Here is a 16,614-nt window from a genome sequence, read left to right as displayed (position 1 = left end):
ATCGGGCCACGCAAACCAGCGCTCAGGCTAGTGTCGCGGAGCCTTCGGCATGACGGGCGAGCGCCCATTCGACATGCTCGCGCACCAGCGCCGACGGGTGCTCCAGGCGCGCCGTGAGCGCGCCGACGATGGCCGCGTCGCCCGCGGCGCCGGCCGCCGCCGCGTTACCCAGGCCGACCGCCAGGTTGCGCAGCCAGCGCTCATGGCCGATGCGGCGTATCGGACTGCCTTCCATCTTGCGGTTGAACTCCTCCTCGCTCCAGGAGAACAGCTCGACCATCGAGGCGCTGCCGAAACCATGGCGCTCGTCGAAATCGGGCAGCACCGCGCGCTGCGCGAACTTGTTCCACGGGCAGGCGGTCTGGCAGTCGTCGCAGCCGTAGACGCGATTGCCGATCAGGGGCCGCAGCTCCACAGGGATCGCGCTTTTCAGTTCAATCGTCAGGTAGGACACGCAGCGCCGGGCGTCGAGCCGGCCCGGCCCCAGGATCGCCTGCGTCGGGCAAATGTCGATGCACGCCGAGCACTGGCCGCAATGGGCGCCGGTGGGCGGGTCCACCGGCAGCGGCAAATCGACCAGGAATTCGCCCATGAAGAACATCGAGCCGGCGGTGCGGCTAAGCAGCAAGGTATGCTTGCCGCGCCAGCCCAGCCCCGCCTTCTCGGCCAGCGGCAGCTCCATCAGCGGCGCCGAATCGGTGAACACGCGGTAGCCGAAGTCGCCGATTTCCGCCTTGACCTTGTCGGCCAGCTGCTGCAATCGGGCGCGCAGCACCTTGTGATAATCCCTGCCGCGCGCGTAGACCGAGATGACGGCGGCGCCAGGATCGGCCAGCCGGCGCCGCTCTTGCTCGCGCCAGTCGTCCCCTTGGCCCGCCTCCGGGCCCGCTTCGGTGTCCGTTTCCACCTCCCTCGGCAGGTAGTTCATGCGCGCGCTGATCACGCGCACCGTGCCGGGCACCAGTTCGGCCGGGCGGGCGCGCATCATGCCGTGGGCGGCCATGTAGTCCATTTCACCATGCATGCCGGCGTCCAGCCACGCCCGCAGGCCCGCCTCGGCGTGACTGAGGTCGATGTCGGTGATGCGGATTTCGGCGAAGCCCAGCTCCACACCCCAGCGCTTGATGCTGAGGGCGAGTTCGGCTAAATTGGATTCAGGCAAGGACATCAGTGGCTTATGAGGGTACACCCTGGAAGGACGCGGGCGGTTACAATGGCTGGCGATTCCACCAACATGACATTCTATTCGATGCAGCACTTCACAGCCCATCTCCACGACGAAACCGCGACCGCCGCCCTGGGCTCGGCCCTGGCGCGCGCGATTGCTCCGGGCCTGACGATCTACCTGCACGGCGACCTGGGGGCGGGCAAAACCGCCCTCACCCGCGCCCTGCTGCACGCGGCGGGCCACGCCGGCACCGTCAAAAGCCCGACATACACCTTGTCGGAACCATATCGAATTGAACTCGGCGGCCGCGCCGTGAACGTCATCCATTTCGACCTGTATCGCATGGGCAGCCCGGAGGAATTCCTCGACGCCGGCTTCCGCGAAGACTTCAACGGGGACAACATCTGCATCGTCGAATGGCCCGAAAAGGCCGACCGCGTGCTGCCTCCGCCCGATATCGACCTGTACCTGACCGTGGCCGGCAACGGCCGTGATGTAGAATTGCAGGCGTCCACCGCCCTGGGTAACTCATGCCTTCAAAGCCTCAAATTCGCCCCCAACATGTGAGCGCGGAGTCCACTCCCGCCGTCTCGCGGCGCACCGTCCTGAAGGCCGGCGCCACCCTGATGCTGTCCGTGACAGCGCTCGCGACGCCGTTGCGCGCCAGCGCCGCGCAAATCCTCGCCGTGCGCGTGTGGCCGGCCGACGACTACACCCGCGTCACCCTGGAGAACGACGCCGTCCTCAAGGCCACCCACTTCATCGTCAAGGACCCGGAACGCATGGTCGTCGACATCGAAGGGCTGGAGCTCAATCCGACGCTCAAAAGCCTGGTCGCCAAGATCCAGTCCAACGACCCGTATATCAAGCAGGTGCGCGTGGGCCAGAACCGGCCCAACGTGGTGCGCCTGGTGTTCGACCTGAAGGAGGAAGTGCGGCCGCAGGTCTTCACGCTGCCGCCGGCCGGTAACTACAAGGACCGCCTGATCTTCGATCTGTATCCCGTCAAGGAAGTCGACCCGATCGCCGCGATGATCGAAAAGGGCAACTGGTCCAGCGACGGCAAGCCGCCGCCGGAATCGTCGTCGGCGGCCGCCGGCAGCACGCCGAAAGGCGACATGCCGCCGCTCAAACCGGGAGAGGCGGAGATGGCCGCCAACGCGCCAACGCCGCGCGAGCAGCTCGAAGCGCTCAAGCCGGACATGAAGGCCGAGCCGCGCGCCGAACTGCGCGACCAGGTCAGGACCGCCGAGGCGCAGGCCAAAGCCGCCGAAAAGGCCGACAAAGCGGACAAGAACAACGTCGTGCGGATGATCACCATCGCGCTCGATCCGGGCCACGGCGGCGAAGACCCCGGCGCCTCCGGCAAGAACGGCAGCAAGGAAAAGGACATCGTACTGTCCATCGCCAAGCGCCTCAAGGCCAAGCTGGAAGAGGCGCCCAACATGCGCGTGATGCTGACCCGCGATGGCGACTACTTCGTCCCGCTGGGCAAACGCGTGGAAAAAGCGCGCAAGGTGCAGGCCGACCTGTTCGTGTCGATCCACGCAGACGCCTTCGTGCAGCCGTCCGCGCGCGGCTCGTCGGTGTTCGTGCTGTCGGAAAAAGGCGCCAGTTCAACCGCCGCGCGCTGGCTGGCGGACAAGGAAAACCAGGCCGACACCATCGGCGGCGTCAACGTCAAGAACCACGACCGCCAGCTGGCCAGCGTGCTGTTCGACCTGTCCACCACGGCGCAGATCAACGACAGCCTGAAGCTGGGCAAATCGGTGCTGGGCGAGATCGGCGGCATCAACCGCCTGCACAAAGGATCGGTCGAGCAGGCCGGCTTCGCGGTGCTCAAGGCGCCCGACATTCCGTCCATCCTGATCGAGACGGCCTTCATCTCCAACCCGGAGGAGGAGGCCAAGCTGCTCGACGACGGCTACCAGAACCAGATGGCCAACGCCATCGTCAAAGGCATACGGCGCTATTTCGCCAAGAATCCGCCGCTGGCGAAGAACCGGCTGACCTGAACCCGCCCCATCACCTGATCAACTCATTTAATTAACGGAAGAACCATGGCTGTAGTTACGATGACAGAATTCGGCGCGCTGCCGGCAGTGCGACTCACCGCCGCCGATGGCGCGCAAGCGACGGTGTCGCTGTTCGGCGCCCACCTGCTGTCCTGGAAAACCGGCGACGGCAAGGAGCGCCTGTTCGTCAGTTCGCAAACGCCGCTCGACGGCAGCAAGGCGATACGCGGCGGCGTGCCGGTCATCTTCCCGCAGTTTAATGTGCGCGGCCCCGGCCTGCGCCACGGCTTCGCCCGCGTGAGCACCTGGCGCCTGACGGACAGCGGCGGCGACGGCGGCCAGTCCTTCCTGGAGTTCAGCCTCAATCAGGACGACCTGGCAGCGGAACACGCGCAAGCCTGGCCGCACGCCTTCGAGCTGACCTTGCGTTTCACCCTGCACGGCGACGCGCTCGACGCCGAATTCACGGTCCGCAACAGTGGCGCGCAGGCCTTCCCGTTCGGCGTGGCGCTGCACACCTATTACGACGTCGGCCACCTGAGCGCGACCAGCATCAGCGGCCTGCAACACCAGCGGTACACCGACCATCATCTGAATACGGCCACGCAGGAGCATCCGGCGCTGCACTTCACCGAGAAGCACGACCGCCTGTACCAATCGACGCCGTCGCTCACCCTGAACACGGCCAACGCCACGCTGCGGCTGGACCAGCAGGGTTTCAGCGAATGGGTGGTGTGGAATCCGGGTCAGGCCGATGCGGCCGCGCTGGTGGACCTGGCCGACGACGAGTACCTGCGCTTCGTCTGCATCGAGCCGGCGCGCGTGGACCAGCGGCCGCTGGAAGCCGGCGCCGCCTGGACCGGCAAGCACCGCATCTGCGCCGATTAAGTCAGTTCGATTCTTTGATGATGCGGCCGGAGCCCTGCTGGATCGGCCGCGAATTCAACGGATAGAGGCGGCTGAACAGCGCCAGCTGGGCCGGCGAGGCCTGGACCGGCTCCTTCATCACCAGCCATAGCACGCCCTCCTGGCAGGGCGGCGTCGTCATCGATCCCATGAAGGTGAAGTAGTCGCGCCGCGCCGGCAGCAGGTCCATCGGATCGAGCACCACCGACGGCGCCAGGGTCTCCAGCTTTTCCAGCGGCAGGTTGTTCCACACCGTCTGGATCACCGGCTGCTGCTTGCCGCGCTCCAGCAGCAGCGCCAGCATGGCGATGCGCCCTTCGACGTCCTTGTGCACCAGGTGCACCACCATCTCGTAGCCCTTGCCGTTGATGCGCTCCTCCGACGGCCGGTGGAAATGGAACTGGATCAATTCATACATGCGGTTCTGCACCGTGAGGAAATTGCCGCCGCCGACCATCACCTGCACCGTGTGGCCGTTGTCGGTCACGTTGAACGTCGACGGATGGTAGTCGAAGGTGATCTGCTCCAGTTCGACCTTCATGCCGTCGCGGATATCGATCGGCGACTGGCGGTTGCCGTTGCCGCACTTGGCCCACGCGGGATTGATCTTGCCCCAATTGGCGGGACCGGTCTCACCCTCGTATGACCAGGTGTTGCTGAAAAACTTGGGCGCCGCCGGCGGTGGCGCGGCGGCGGCCACCACGGCCGCCTTCTTGGCCTTGGCCGCCGCAGCGGCCCGGGCCTGCTGATTGGCGCGCATGATGGCCAGGCGGGCAGCGATCTTGGCCGACAGCTCGGCCTCGGCGTCGGCCTCGGTCGGCTTGCGGACCGGCGACGACGTGCTGGAAGCGCTGGACGCGTTGGATACCCCTGCGGCGGCGGACGAACCGACGGCACCGGCCGCGCCGGCGCGCACGCCTGCCACACCGGCGATCGGGGATTTCGCCGACGGCGAAATGAGCGGATCGGTTGCGGCGCCGGCGGTCGTGACGACGCAGCAGCAGGCAATCAGGGTGAGCAGGGAGGGCACGGTACGCATGAGTTTTCAGAGTAAAAGAATTACATACTGGTTTACGGATGCTTTTGGGCAAAACTTGAGACGTGCCGACGATGGCAGGGAGAAATATTTCGGAGGAGTTTCTAAAGCAACACGCCGCGCGAATGGCGCGGCGTGCTTGATACAGGCCAGGAGCGAGGCTGGATGCGGCTTAGCGGCCCATCACGCGGCGGCCCAGCTTCCAGGCGCCGCCCAGCAACATCGGCACCACGGCCACGCCGACGCCGACCATGACGATCTCGGTCAGATGGTCGCGCACCAGCGGGATGTTGCCGAAGAAGTAGCCGGCGGTGGTCAGCAGCACCACCCACAGCACCGCGCCGGTGATGTTGTACAGCTGGAAGCGCGTATGCGTCATGTCGGACACGCCGGCCACGAACGGCGCAAAGGTGCGCACCACGGGCACGAAACGCGCCAGCACGATGGTCTTGCCGCCGTGCTTTTCGAAGAACTCGTGCGTCTTGTGCAAGGCATCCTTGTTGAGCCAGCGGTAATCGTGGGTGAAGACTTTCTGACCGATGGCCTCGCCTATCCAGTAGTTGAGCGTGTTGCCGGTGATCGCCGCTGTGATCAGCAGGAACATCAACAGCCCGAGATGCATCTCGCCCACCGCGCACAGCGCGCCGGCGATAAACAACAGCGTGTCACCTGGGAAGAAAAACAGCACCACCAGCCCGGTTTCGCAGAAAATAATGGCAAACAGCACCGCGTAAACCAAGGTGCCGTATTGTTGAATGATCACTTCCAATGTTTTGTCGACATGAAGGATCATGTCGAAGAATTGCATAAAATCCATATTCTTCCCATAAAGTGTGCGCCGGAATCATACACCACAATGCCTTGAAAACTCGAAGTTTCCAGGTCATCTTAACCAGTTTACAATCGTCCGCGTACCCGCAGCAAGCGGATACGTCCAACCAAGGAGATTACGGATGTCCCTGACCGATTTTCTACGTAGTTGTACTTATATAGTCCCGCTCAGCGCGCTTGCCGCCGCGGCCTCGGCCGCCGACCTGCCGGTCCGGCCAAGCGCCGGCGATCTGGTCAAACAATCCCAACCGGCCGACTGGCGTCCGCTGGACCCGAACAACACGCTGTACATGGAACTGCCGGCCGGACGCGTAGTGATCGAACTGGCGCCCGACTTCGCGCCCCAGAGCATCGCCAACCTCAAGACCCTGGTCAACGAAAAGTACTTCGACGGCTTGGCCGTGCTGCGCTCGCAGGACAACTATGTGGCCCAGTGGGGCGATCCGGACGCCGAAACCAAACCCAAGCCGCTCGGCAGCGCCAAAGCCAAGGTGACGGCGGAGTTCACCGTCCCCATGTCCAACGATAAGCATTTTGTGCGCCAGATGGACTTTGACGGCTACGCGCCGCAAATCGGCCACTCCAACGGCTTCCCGGTCGGACGCGATCCGAAGACCAAAACCACCTGGCTCGCGCACTGCTACGGCATGGTCGGCATCGGCCGCGACAACGACACCGACAGCGGCACGGGCGCCGAGCTGTACGCGGTCAACGGCCACGCACCGCGTCACCTGGACCGCAACGTGACGGTCATCGGACGGGTCGTATCGGGCATGGCGCTGCTGGCGACGCAGCCGCGCGGCGGCGAGGCGATGGGCTTCTATGGTGCGAACGAGGCCAGAACGCCGATCAAATCGGTGCGTCTGGCGGCCGACGTGCCGGAGGCGGAGCGCAGCAACCTGGAAGTGATGCGCAGCGAGGCGCCGATCTACAAGCGGGTGATCGAGGCGCAGCGCAATCGCGGCGGGCCATGGAACAAGTTCTCGCCCAACTACGTTGAGCTGTGCAACGCGCCGATACCGGTGCGCGAGCGCCCGGCGTTATAATCCCTGCGATGAACGCGCCAGACACCCAAACCCTCTCCCCCGCAGCTCCCCGCCCGATCCAGGCCCTGCCCGACCAGCTGATTTCGCAAATCGCCGCCGGCGAGGTGGTCGAGCGGCCGTCCGCCGTCGTCAAGGAGCTGCTGGAAAACGCGCTCGACGCCGGCGCCACGCAGATCACCGTGCGGCTGGAGGAAGGCGGCGTCAAACGCATCGCCATCACCGACAATGGGCGCGGCATCCCGCCCGAGCAGATGCCGCTGGCGCTGGCCCGGCACGCGACCTCGAAGATCGCCTCCCTGAACGACCTGGAAAACGTGGGCACGCTGGGCTTCCGGGGCGAGGCTCTAGCCTCGATCGCCTCGGTGGCCGCCGTCACCCTGACTTCGCGCACCGCCGACGCCGCGCACGCGTGGGAAATCGTCGGCTCGCACAACGGCACCGTGTCGCCGTCGTCCGGCGCCCTGGGCACCACCATCGACGTGCAGGACCTGTACTTCAACACGCCCGCGCGCCGCAAGTTCCTCAAATCCGAACAGACCGAATTCGGCCACTGCGCCGAAGTCGTGCGCCGCATCGCGCTGGCGCGGCCCGACGTGTCGTTCTCGCTCAGTCACAACGGCCGCACCATCGACCACTGGAACGTCAGCGAAATGGCCAAGCGCAGCGCCCATATCCTCGGCGACGGCTTCGCCGAGGCGCGCCTGCCGATCGACGAGAGGGGCGGCGCGCTGCGCCTGCACGGCTACGCCGGCCTGCCGACCGCCTCCAAGGCGCGCGCCGACGGCCAGTTCTTCTACGTGAACGGGCGCTTCGTACGCGACAAGGTCTTGGTGCACGCGGTCAAAGCCGCCTACCAGGACGTGCTGCACGGCGACCGCTTCCCCTCGTATGTGCTGGCGCTCGAACTCGATCCGGCGCTGGTCGACGTCAACGTCCACCCGTCCAAGATCGAGGTGCGCTTCCGCGACAGCCGCGCGGTGCACCAATTCGTCTTCCACGCGGTGCAGCGCGCGCTGGCGTCGACATCGGCGACGTCGCACGGCAGCGTGCCGTCACCGCTGCCCGCCGCCGAAAGTCTGGGCAGTGCGACCTGGCGCGGCGAGCAAACCTCGTTCGGACCACTGCTGGGGCCCGCGCTTCTGGATCCGAATTATTCGCCGACGTTCTCGCCGTCGCCGTTCGGATCGCGCAACGGTGATGCCGGCGGCATCGGCGGCAACGGTTCCGGTGGTTTCAGCGCCGGCGGCGGCTTCGGCGCGCCGCGCTTCGGCGGCAACGACGGCGGCGTCGCCCAGAGCACCGAAAAGTACGGCGCGTTGTTCGGCGGCGCCGGCCGCATCGACGGCTACCGCGCCGAAGCGGATATGGCGCTGCCGCAGGCCAGCCCGTTCACCGTGTCTGCCGCCGCGATGGCGCAGGAGGAGTTCCCGCTCGGCTTCGCACTGGCGCAGCTGCACGGCATTTACATCCTGGCGCAGAACACCAAGGGCCTGGTGCTGGTCGACATGCACGCCGCGCACGAACGCATCCTGTACGAACAGTTGAAGACCGCGCTGGAAAGCCGCGTCGCCGGCGAGGAGATGCAGGTGCAGCCCCTGCTGATCCCCGTCACCTTCTACGCCGACGCGGTGGAAGTGGGCACCGCCCAGGAACACCAGGAGACTTTGCAGGCGCTGGGCTTCGACATCGCCGCGCTGTCGCCGACCACGCTGGCGGTGCGCTCGGTGCCGGTGCTGCTGAAGAATGCCGATGCCCAGACCCTGGCGCGCGACGTGCTGCGCGACGTGCGCGAATTCGGCGGCTCGCGAGTGCTGATCGAGCGCCAGAACGAACTGCTCGGCACCCTCGCCTGCCACACGGCGGTGCGCGCCAACCGCATCCTGTCGACGCAGGAAATGAACGCCCTGCTGCGCCAGATGGAGACCACCGAACGCGCCGACCAGTGCAACCACGGCCGCCCGACCTGGGTGCAGGTGGAAATCGGCGCGCTCGACAAGCTTTTCCTGCGCGGCCAATAACATGAACGCACCTGTTTCAAAGCCGCTGGCGGTGGCCATCATGGGACCGACGGCGTCCGGCAAAACCGCGTCGGCGCTGGCGATCGCGCAGCGCATCCCGTCCGAGATCATCTCCGTCGATTCGGCGCTGGTGTATCGCGGCATGGACATCGGCACCGCCAAGCCCACGCGCGAGGAGCGCGCGGCCGCGCCGCATCACCTCATCGACATCCTCGACCCGCTCGATTCGTATTCGGTGGCGCAGTTCCGCACCGATACCCTGCGGCTGGTCGACCAGATCGTCGCACGCGGCAACCTGCCCTTGCTGGTCGGCGGCACCATGCTGTACTTCAAAGGGCTGGCCGATGGCCTGGACGACCTGCCTGGCGCCGATCCGGCCCTGCGCGTGGAACTGGAAGAAGAAGCCGCGCGCATCGGCTGGCCGGCGATGCATGCGAAGTTGGCGATACTCGACCCGGAGACGGCGGCGCGGCTGGCGCCCAACGACGCCCAGCGCATCCAGCGCGCGCTGGAGATCTGCGCCCTGAGCGGCAAACCGATGTCCGAGCTGCTGGCGCTGCGGGAGAAGACGGAACTGCCGTTCGAGCTGCTGTCGTTCGCGCTGGAGCCGTCGGACCGCGCGGTGCTCCATCAGCGCATCGCGCGCCGCTTCGACATCATGCTGGAAGAATCGGAAGACGGTAATCTGATCACGGAAGTTGAAGTACTGCGGCGGCGCGGCGACCTGCATCCGGGACTGCCGTCGATGCGCTGTGTCGGCTACCGGCAAGCGTGGGAGTATCTGGACGGGACAATCGACTACGCGAGCATGCGCGAGACGGGCATCATCGCCACCCGCCAGCTGGCCAAGCGCCAGTTGACGTGGTTGCGCTCCATGCCGGAGCGCGTGGCGCTGGACTGCCTGGCGCCCGATCCGGCCGGCGCCATGCTGGCGCGGATCGCCGAAAAGCTGGGATAGGCCATCAGGCCTTTCAGGTGGTCGGCGGCGCCGAATCCATATAAATGATTTCCCACAGATGGCCATCGAGGTCCTGGAAGCCGTGGCCGTACATGAAACCGTGATCCTGCGGGTCCTTGTACGCACTGCCGCCGGCCTCGATCGCCTTGTTGACCAGCGCCGTCACCTGCTCGCGCGACTCGACCTGCAGGCACACCAGCACCTCGGTCGAGGTGCGCGCGTCGCTCAGCGGCTTCGGCGTGAAAGTCTTGAAGCGCTCCTCGGTCAGCAGCATGACGAAGATATTCTCGGCGACGATCATGCAAGTGGCGCCCTCGTCCGTGTAATGCTGGTTGAACGAATAGCCCAGGTGGGTAAAGAACTGCACCGATTTCGGCAAGTCGCGCACAGGCAAATTCACAAAAATATTGGTGGCCATACCATCTCCATTCCGTTATATGCTGATAGTCCTAGCGTCAGGATACCAATATGCTAACGTTTTAGCGACAGCCACGCGCTTGCACGCACTTTTTTAGAAAAATCTTTGGACCACCCTTGACAGTCCAAAGCCCAACCCCGATAATGCTGGGCGTTGCAGGTGATATAGCTCAGTTGGTTAGAGCACAGCATTCATAATGCTGGGGTCGGTGGTTCAAGTCCACCTATCACCACCAAGATTCCGAAAGCCGTTGCCCCGAAAGGGTCAGCGGCTTTTTCTTTGCCGCTGCGGTTATGATGGTCTTCCAGCTAATATGCGCTACACTCGTTTATGTGAAATAGCGACACGAGGTATGTCATGCGAAAAATCACGTTGGATATAGAGGACAGCCACTTCGCCGCGTTCGAAGCGATGGCGCGTGTGAAAAACGTCGACCCGCTCGAGATTATCAACACGCAGCTGAAACAAACGGCCCGCCTTCTTGAGATGGTCAAACAGGCGACCGGCGTGTTGGAGCAATCATCTGCGGACAAAATATTGAGGGAGATCTCCGCCTGGAACTCTCTGACGGCGTGGGCCACTCGAACAGACCATCTGGATGCCGCATTGTCGAAGCTCCTCCCGATCGAGGGCACCCTAGAGGAGCGCCGCGCAGCGCGTCTCGCCATACTGAATCAGGGCGGGCCGCTCTGGGCCGGCGAGGAAGGAAAGCCGAAGGACGGCTTAGTCTACGAGCAGCAACTGCGCGCGGAATGGTAAGCGTACTTTTTGATAGCAATATCGTAATCGACCAGACGCTCGGCATTGACGAAGCAACTGCGGAGCTGGCCGCCTATGACGACGCCGCGATCAGCGTCATCACCTGGATGGAGGCAACCGTAAAGCTCGACGTCCCAGCTATCGCCCTCTTCGACCTACGGCTGCTGTTAATGAGAGTCAAGATCATCCATACGAATGATGCGATCATGCGGCTCGCGTCCCAGTTGCGCAAGACATCAGGCAAAAAACTGCCTGACTGCATCATACGAGCGACGGCACTGTCCGAGGGTCGCGTCGTAATCACGCGCAATCCCGAAGACTTTGGCGGCGCCGGGGAATGTCACATTCCATATGAGATGAAGGACGGCAAAGTCGTCAACGTCAAACCGCCCCTGGAGTAAATAGGGCCGCGCGCGCAGCTACTTGCCGAAGTCCTCCCACATCCGAAGCTAGCACTTGAAGTGCCCTGTATTTGTGCCAAAAAGTACTATCGCCATTCGGCGCGCATCGTTTTTTGATACTCAACACCATCAGCCGATTTGGCGCCTGTATCGTTCCAAAGGTCGCGCATTTTCATTAATGCGGCACGGCGAACGGCGCGGCTGTCCAAAGGCAGAGCCACCTCGGTTTTGGGCGTCGATACCCGCGCCTCCCGCCTGTCTTTCCCACCTGATTTTTTTAAGGAAAGCCCCATGATTGCCTCCTCCTCGGAAAACACTAAGGCTAGTGTATAACATTTAAGCAGGACGCAAAGTCGGCGTTTTTGTCACGGCTCGTGCACTCGATCCCGGCGCAGGTGGCTCACGAAGCCGCCGGCGGAGCGGAAGTCTTCTGGCTCGCCCAATAACCATAATCGACATCGATATTTTCCAGCAGCGCGACGAAATTCGTGGCCTGGTTGCCCAGCAGCTGGGCGAATTGCGACGACAGATTGCACTGCTTCTCCAGCAGCTTGGACATGGTGTTGGCCTGCCGCAGCTGCCCATAGTCCTGCAGCAGCACCGTGCAACCCGTGCGCCAATTCTGGCCCTGCGCCTGCAAGCGGCGCAGGATGGCCGCCTGCAATTGCATCGACTCGCTCCAGACCTCGGGATCCCACAACCGCGTCGCCAGGCTCAGCGACAAGGCGCCGTTGTTGGCCATGCTCGTCGCATATTTCTTCGCCAGCTTTTGCGTGGTCAGCGCATGGGCAATGGACGTCAGCGCACCCGACGCGAGCGCGTCCGATTCGGCGGCGACGTCCGGCGTGGTGCTGGTTTTGGAGCCGACAGAAACGGGAAATTTGGTCATGACATCCTCCTGGTGGCATCAAGCGCACAAACGGTCGAGCATGGCGTGAATGGCCTTGATCTGCACCGCGTCACGCGAATAGTAAAGCGACTTGGCATCCTTGCTGCTGTATCCCCACCAATCCCAGCAGCCATCGGGATTCTGGATCTCACCGTTGTCCGTGCCCTCCGCTTGCGGATAGAGCACGATGATGTCGTTACTTTCGGCGATCTGGTTGTAGCCGGTGCTGGCGATGTAACGGTTGCCGTACGGCGGCTGGTTGGCGGTGTCCGCACGGCCGTTGACGTAGTCGGTGTAGTTGTAGCCCTGTTTGCAGCCATGCAGTGCGATATGCACGCGCGGCGCGGCCACGGCGCCGGCCAGGACCCGCGACGGGATGTAGGCATAGCCGAAACGGCTCATGCTGGTCCACTGCGCGTCCGTGCCCAGGAATTCCGTCTGGTCGAAACGGACCAACTGTCCGGCAAGGCGCTCGGCGGGGGGCTCCAGGCCTTCATAAATATGGCGCAGAATATCGTGGGACTGCATGAATCCGCCGTTGTTGATGTACGGCGGCTGGTTGGTCGCCAGTGCCGAATCCTCCGGGTTGTTGGTGATGATGGAATGGCCCGCCGGCACATTGTCGTGGTAGGCGATATTCTCCGGTTTTACGCCCAGCATTTCGTAGAACTTGCGTGTTTTCGCCACCACGTCGGAATACACCACCTCGTCCCGGCTGCCGGTGAAAATGTAGAGCCGGTCGTCGGCCAGATTGGCCACATCGTCGATCAGGCCCGCCTTGGCCGTGTCCCGGGTCATGTCGGCCAATTGTCGCGGGTCCGGGGCGGTTTGCGGAATGAGCGGACTCATGCAGATGTACAGCGAGTTCTCGATGTAGGCGTCTTCCGCCGCCACCACCTCGCGCGACCGGTAGGTCTGGGCGCAGCGGAACGGTCCGCCGGCGATGATGCCCGCGCCCGAAAAACTGGCCGAACGGGCCAGGTGCAACTGCACGGTCATGAAGGCGCCCGACGACAGGCCGGAGATCGAATTGTCCCGCTTCGACGCCGCATACGATCCCAGTTGAACTATTTTTTCGCCCGCGCTCGCGACCATCGTACGCCTCCTGTTTTATGGATGGGTCGGCATCGATGTTCTAGCCGCGTAGAAATAGTATTGATCTATGCGGGGCTGGCTCTTGAGGTTTATCAAGTTTTACCCGGACTGCGCACTTGACTGCACATGATGATCCGGACGGAAGCGGTTCGATAAAACACGTAGGGCGGATTAGCGTAGCGTAATCGGCCATGCATGCGCCGTCGACGGCTCACCCATGGCCGATTACGGCGTTCCGCCTAATCCGCCCTACGTGTTTTAGAAAACCGGCGCGTGATTTTATTTGCCGATGACCTTCATCAGCTTGGCCAACGCCTTGTCGCTGGCGCTCAAACTCTGCGCGGCGTCGTTCCAGCGCAAAGTGGTGGTGGTCGCGCCCTTGCCTTTCTCGTAGTCGTAGCTGGCGCCATCGTCATCATACAGCTTGAACTCCCCGTCCTTGCCCGGATAGACATGGATGGCGGCGATCGCCTGCCTGGTCGCCGTCGACTGGATGTCCGCGCCAACCGGCACGATCGATCCAGCCTTGACGAACACCGGTATCCGCTCGATCGGCGCGGCCACCTTGACCCACTGGCCGCCGCTGAATTTCTGGTTGGTCCAGTAGTCGTACCAATCGGCGCCCGCCGGCAGATACACATCCTTTTGCGTCTGTCCCTGCTCCGTCACCGGCGCCACCAGGAAGGCGGGGCCGAACATGTATTCGGTGCCGATGTTGGCGACATTCGGGTCGCCGGCGAAGTCCATCCACAACGGCCGCATGAAAGGCGCGCCGGTGTCGTAGGTGGTCTTGGCGCTCGAGTACAGATACGGGATCAGGCGATAACGCAGACGGTCGTAGTCGGCCAGTATGGTCTCGGCGGCGCGCCCGAACGACCACAATTCATTGCCTTTGCGGTCGCCGTGCACGCGCAACGTCGGCAGGAAGGTCCCGTACTGGAACCAGCGCGTGAACAGCTCCGGATAGTCGTGATACTGGCCGACCACTTCGCGCGCGTCGGACGGGTCGAGCAACGGCGCCTTGGTGGCCGTGGTGGTCGGCGGCAGTCCTTGCCAGCCGCCGATGTCGTTGCCCCAGTAGGCGATGCCGGAGGCGGTCATATTCAAACCGGCCGGGATCTGGCGCGCCAGCGCCTCCCAGCTCGGATGGATGTCCGATGACCAGAACAGCGCGCCGGTGCGCTGCGAACCGAGATACGCGGCGCGCGACAGGATCAGCACACGCTTGTTCGGCTTCCATGCGCGCATGTTTTGCGCCACACCTTCCACGTGCAGCAGCGGGAACAGGTTGCGGTAACGGTCGCCCGATCCGATCGAATAGAAGAAGCCGTCCGGCACCAGGTCCGGCTCGGTCTCGTCCAGCCATGGGTAGTCGAAGCCGCGCGCGAGGATATTGTCGCGCGCCTTTTGCCAGAACCACGCGCGCGCCGCCGGATTGGTCGCGTCGATCAAACCGCCGGTGCGGTCGGAGCGGAACGGCAGGCCGTCGACGGTCTTGCCGTCCTTGTCCTTGAGCAGATAGCCCTTGGCATCGAGCTCGTTGAAATAGCGGCCCGACGTCTCGTAGCGCGGCCAGATCGAGATGATCGACTGCATGCCCATGTCGTGCAGTTGCTTGTTCATGCCGTCCGGGTCGGGGAACTCGGCCGGGTTGATGTCCATCTGGCCCATGCGGGTCCAGTAGAACCAGTCCAACACCATCACGTCGAGCGGATACTTCTTCTCGCGGTAGGTCTTGGCCACCTTCAGCATCAGGTCCTGGCTGTCGTACCGCGCCTTGGACTGAATCAGGCCAAAGGCCGCCTTGGGGGGAATCGGCGTTTTACCGGTGAGCCGCGCATAGCCCGAATACAGCGTCTCCGGCTTGTCGCCGGTGATGACGAAGAAGCTGACGCGCTCCCCCACCTTGGACTGAAACACCGTGCGGCCGTTGATGCCGGCGACGAAGCGCGTGGCCGACGGGTTGTCCCAGACGATGCCATAAGACTTGGAGCTGACCATGAACGGCACGCAGACCGTCTCGCCGGCTGGCGCGTCGTACCAGTGGGCGCAGTCGATGGTGCGGCCGCGCAGGTCCAGCGCGCCGGTCGATTCCTGGTTCTGGCCCATGCCGTAATAATGCTCGTCGGCCGGCGCGGCGAAGGAGGCGCCCACCTGGTAGGTCTTTTCGGTGTTGACCGTTTGCGGCGACATCTCCCAGCCGTTCATGCTGAGGATGGTCTCGCCCTTGGCGTTCTTGACTTGCAGGCCCACCGGCGCCAGTTGCGGCGCGAAGTACTTCTCGCCGGTGCTCGGCACGCGCGGAGGCGGCGCGGCGTTGACATGCAACGTCAGCGCCGAAGAGGAGAAGGTGTCGCCGTCGGCGCCGGCCGTGTGCTTGAAGGCGCTGGCGTCCGCGTGTTCGGCGATGATGCCGTAGCCGGGCGCCTTGAGCGCCTCGGCCTTGTCGGCGGCGATGGAGACGTGGACGATGTTCGGACCGTACGCCTGCACCGATACCCAGGCGCCGCTGCGATCGAGCGTGACGAGGGGCGCGGCATGGGCGGCGAAGGTGAAGAATGAGGTGAAGGCGAGCACCGTCAACGCGGAGCGGGTTGAAAGCAGTTTCATGGGGGCGGTTCCTGTGATTACAGGCCGATAATTTTGTCGTGGTCACAACAATGTCGCAAGTGTGAAAATCACCAAACAGCCGACTGAAATTTAAGGCCAGGCGCACCGTCGGCATCTGGGCGGAATCAGCGCGGTGACCGAATCGTCAGTTTTTTTCCACAAGTTCGTATAGAAAAATTGCGTCCGTCTATACGAAGTGGGAATAGCACCAGGCCGAAATGATCATCTTGGTGATTGTTTGTGACTTTTATGACAATTCCCTCCTCGTCCGTCAAGCCACCCGTTCCCCGCCGATCCCGCCGCTGAGAGGGAAAGCACGGGATTCTTCCCCTGCGGAAACCGTTTAACCAGCGGTCGATGAAACTCTCACCGCAGGTTGCTCAGTAATTACTAAATGACTAGTCTTGACTCTGCCAGGCGAGAGACGGCTTAGGCGACCCAGAAATCAAACACTGAGGATAAAA

Annotated in this window: 16 protein-coding genes and 1 tRNA gene; 9 read left to right on the top strand and 8 right to left on the bottom strand. The window is 63.5% G+C overall.

The window, feature by feature from the left end:
- Positions 1–22: 22 nt before the first annotated feature.
- The gene (gene queG, locus NHH88_06605; GenBank protein USX15450.1) at positions 23–1,168 is read right to left on the bottom strand and encodes a tRNA epoxyqueuosine(34) reductase QueG; all 1,146 of its coding nucleotides are present in this window, start codon (positions 1,166–1,168) and stop codon (positions 23–25) included.
- Between the two features lie 81 nt (positions 1,169–1,249).
- Between queG and tsaE the strand changes: the two genes are divergently transcribed.
- The 3 genes from tsaE to NHH88_06590 are packed head-to-tail and all read left to right on the top strand — an operon-like array spanning position 1,250 to position 4,071.
- Positions 1,250–1,735 carry a tRNA (adenosine(37)-N6)-threonylcarbamoyltransferase complex ATPase subunit type 1 TsaE gene (gene tsaE, locus NHH88_06600; GenBank protein ID USX17281.1) on the top strand — a complete coding sequence of 162 codons (486 nt, stop codon included), beginning with the start codon at positions 1,250–1,252 and terminating at the stop codon, positions 1,733–1,735.
- Positions 1,699–3,183 carry an N-acetylmuramoyl-L-alanine amidase gene (locus NHH88_06595; protein ID USX15449.1) on the top strand — a complete coding sequence of 495 codons (1,485 nt, stop codon included), beginning with the start codon at positions 1,699–1,701 and terminating at the stop codon, positions 3,181–3,183. Before tsaE ends, NHH88_06595 begins: the two co-directional genes overlap by 37 nt.
- Before the next feature lie 45 nt (positions 3,184–3,228).
- Positions 3,229–4,071, top strand: a complete 843-nt coding sequence (locus NHH88_06590; GenBank protein ID USX15448.1) for a D-hexose-6-phosphate mutarotase — start codon at positions 3,229–3,231, stop codon at positions 4,069–4,071.
- Position 4,072: 1 nt separating this feature from the next.
- On the opposite strand, the gene NHH88_06585 is transcribed toward NHH88_06590, so the two are convergent.
- On the bottom strand, positions 4,073–5,128 hold the full coding sequence (locus tag NHH88_06585; protein USX15447.1) for a carbonic anhydrase family protein: 1,056 nt from the start codon (positions 5,126–5,128) through the stop codon (positions 4,073–4,075).
- Positions 5,129–5,297: 169 nt separating this feature from the next.
- Positions 5,298–5,942: a VTT domain-containing protein gene (locus NHH88_06580; GenBank protein USX15446.1), complete on the bottom strand. Its 645-nt coding sequence runs from the start codon at positions 5,940–5,942 to the stop codon at positions 5,298–5,300.
- Positions 5,943–6,078: 136 nt separating this feature from the next.
- Between NHH88_06580 and NHH88_06575 the strand changes: the two genes are divergently transcribed.
- From NHH88_06575 to miaA, 3 genes are read left to right on the top strand one after another with little or no spacing between them, the layout of a single operon-like run.
- Positions 6,079–7,002, top strand: coding sequence for a peptidylprolyl isomerase (locus tag NHH88_06575; GenBank protein ID USX15445.1), 924 nt, complete (start codon positions 6,079–6,081; stop codon positions 7,000–7,002).
- Positions 7,003–7,010: 8 nt separating this feature from the next.
- Entirely contained in the window at positions 7,011–9,020 is a 2,010-nt protein-coding gene (gene mutL / locus NHH88_06570) for a DNA mismatch repair endonuclease MutL (protein ID USX15444.1), read from the top strand.
- Between the two features lies 1 nt (position 9,021).
- Positions 9,022–9,978, top strand: a complete 957-nt coding sequence (miaA, locus tag NHH88_06565; GenBank protein ID USX15443.1) for a tRNA (adenosine(37)-N6)-dimethylallyltransferase MiaA — start codon at positions 9,022–9,024, stop codon at positions 9,976–9,978.
- Positions 9,979–9,991: 13 nt separating this feature from the next.
- Here the strand turns inward: miaA and NHH88_06560 are convergent, their stop codons facing one another.
- Positions 9,992–10,396 (bottom strand): VOC family protein, encoded by a 405-nt coding sequence (locus NHH88_06560; protein USX15442.1) that lies wholly within the window; start codon positions 10,394–10,396, stop codon positions 9,992–9,994.
- 158 nt (positions 10,397–10,554) lie between these two features.
- Here NHH88_06560 and NHH88_06555 point away from each other — a divergent pair.
- The 3 genes from NHH88_06555 to NHH88_06545 all read left to right on the top strand — a co-directional run bounded on the left by NHH88_06555 (position 10,555) and on the right by NHH88_06545 (position 11,556).
- Positions 10,555–10,631, top strand: a tRNA-Met gene (locus NHH88_06555).
- Positions 10,632–10,753: 122 nt separating this feature from the next.
- Positions 10,754–11,155, top strand: a complete 402-nt coding sequence (locus NHH88_06550) for a hypothetical protein (GenBank protein ID USX15441.1) — start codon at positions 10,754–10,756, stop codon at positions 11,153–11,155.
- Positions 11,149–11,556 (top strand): PIN domain-containing protein, encoded by a 408-nt coding sequence (locus NHH88_06545; protein USX15440.1) that lies wholly within the window; start codon positions 11,149–11,151, stop codon positions 11,554–11,556. The genes NHH88_06550 and NHH88_06545 overlap by 7 nt, the downstream gene beginning before the upstream one ends.
- 86 nt (positions 11,557–11,642) lie before the next feature.
- Here NHH88_06545 and NHH88_06540 read toward each other — a convergent pair whose 3' ends face one another.
- From NHH88_06540 to NHH88_06525, 4 genes are all read right to left on the bottom strand, one after another.
- Complete coding sequence (locus tag NHH88_06540) at positions 11,643–11,849, bottom strand: hypothetical protein (protein ID USX15439.1); 207 nt, start codon at positions 11,847–11,849, stop codon at positions 11,643–11,645.
- Between the two features lie 107 nt (positions 11,850–11,956).
- Positions 11,957–12,445, bottom strand: a complete 489-nt coding sequence (locus tag NHH88_06535) for a hypothetical protein (protein ID USX15438.1) — start codon at positions 12,443–12,445, stop codon at positions 11,957–11,959.
- A gap of 18 nt (positions 12,446–12,463) precedes the next feature.
- The gene (locus NHH88_06530; GenBank protein ID USX15437.1) at positions 12,464–13,540 is read right to left on the bottom strand and encodes a poly(3-hydroxybutyrate) depolymerase; all 1,077 of its coding nucleotides are present in this window, start codon (positions 13,538–13,540) and stop codon (positions 12,464–12,466) included.
- A gap of 279 nt (positions 13,541–13,819) precedes the next feature.
- A complete protein-coding gene (locus NHH88_06525; protein ID USX15436.1) occupies positions 13,820–16,150 on the bottom strand; it encodes a glycoside hydrolase family 31 protein in 2,331 nt (776 codons plus the stop codon).
- Between the last annotated feature and the right edge of the window lie 464 nt (positions 16,151–16,614).

The sequence above is a fragment of the Oxalobacteraceae bacterium OTU3CAMAD1 genome, from assembly GCA_024123915.1.
Classification (GTDB): domain Bacteria; phylum Pseudomonadota; class Gammaproteobacteria; order Burkholderiales; family Burkholderiaceae_D; genus Rugamonas.
Note: the sequence above shows the minus strand (reverse complement) of the source record. Positions and strands in the feature narration are given on the sequence as shown.

What these genes read in the sequence shown, in the direction of transcription:
- queG (USX15450.1), bottom strand. Translation starts at nt 1,168, where the DNA reads ATGTCCTTGCCTGAATCCAATTTAGCCGAACTCGCCCTCAGCATCAAG.
- tsaE (USX17281.1), top strand. Translation starts at nt 1,250, where the DNA reads ATGCAGCACTTCACAGCCCATCTCCACGACGAAACCGCGACCGCCGCC.
- NHH88_06595 (USX15449.1), top strand. Translation starts at nt 1,699, where the DNA reads ATGCCTTCAAAGCCTCAAATTCGCCCCCAACATGTGAGCGCGGAGTCC.
- NHH88_06590 (USX15448.1), top strand. Translation starts at nt 3,229, where the DNA reads ATGGCTGTAGTTACGATGACAGAATTCGGCGCGCTGCCGGCAGTGCGA.
- NHH88_06585 (USX15447.1), bottom strand. Translation starts at nt 5,128, where the DNA reads ATGCGTACCGTGCCCTCCCTGCTCACCCTGATTGCCTGCTGCTGCGTC.
- NHH88_06580 (USX15446.1), bottom strand. Translation starts at nt 5,942, where the DNA reads ATGGATTTTATGCAATTCTTCGACATGATCCTTCATGTCGACAAAACA.
- NHH88_06575 (USX15445.1), top strand. Translation starts at nt 6,079, where the DNA reads ATGTCCCTGACCGATTTTCTACGTAGTTGTACTTATATAGTCCCGCTC.
- mutL (USX15444.1), top strand. Translation starts at nt 7,011, where the DNA reads ATGAACGCGCCAGACACCCAAACCCTCTCCCCCGCAGCTCCCCGCCCG.
- miaA (USX15443.1), top strand. Translation starts at nt 9,022, where the DNA reads ATGAACGCACCTGTTTCAAAGCCGCTGGCGGTGGCCATCATGGGACCG.
- NHH88_06560 (USX15442.1), bottom strand. Translation starts at nt 10,396, where the DNA reads ATGGCCACCAATATTTTTGTGAATTTGCCTGTGCGCGACTTGCCGAAA.
- NHH88_06550 (USX15441.1), top strand. Translation starts at nt 10,754, where the DNA reads ATGCGAAAAATCACGTTGGATATAGAGGACAGCCACTTCGCCGCGTTC.
- NHH88_06545 (USX15440.1), top strand. Translation starts at nt 11,149, where the DNA reads ATGGTAAGCGTACTTTTTGATAGCAATATCGTAATCGACCAGACGCTC.
- NHH88_06540 (USX15439.1), bottom strand. Translation starts at nt 11,849, where the DNA reads ATGGGGCTTTCCTTAAAAAAATCAGGTGGGAAAGACAGGCGGGAGGCG.
- NHH88_06535 (USX15438.1), bottom strand. Translation starts at nt 12,445, where the DNA reads ATGACCAAATTTCCCGTTTCTGTCGGCTCCAAAACCAGCACCACGCCG.
- NHH88_06530 (USX15437.1), bottom strand. Translation starts at nt 13,540, where the DNA reads ATGGTCGCGAGCGCGGGCGAAAAAATAGTTCAACTGGGATCGTATGCG.
- NHH88_06525 (USX15436.1), bottom strand. Translation starts at nt 16,150, where the DNA reads ATGAAACTGCTTTCAACCCGCTCCGCGTTGACGGTGCTCGCCTTCACC.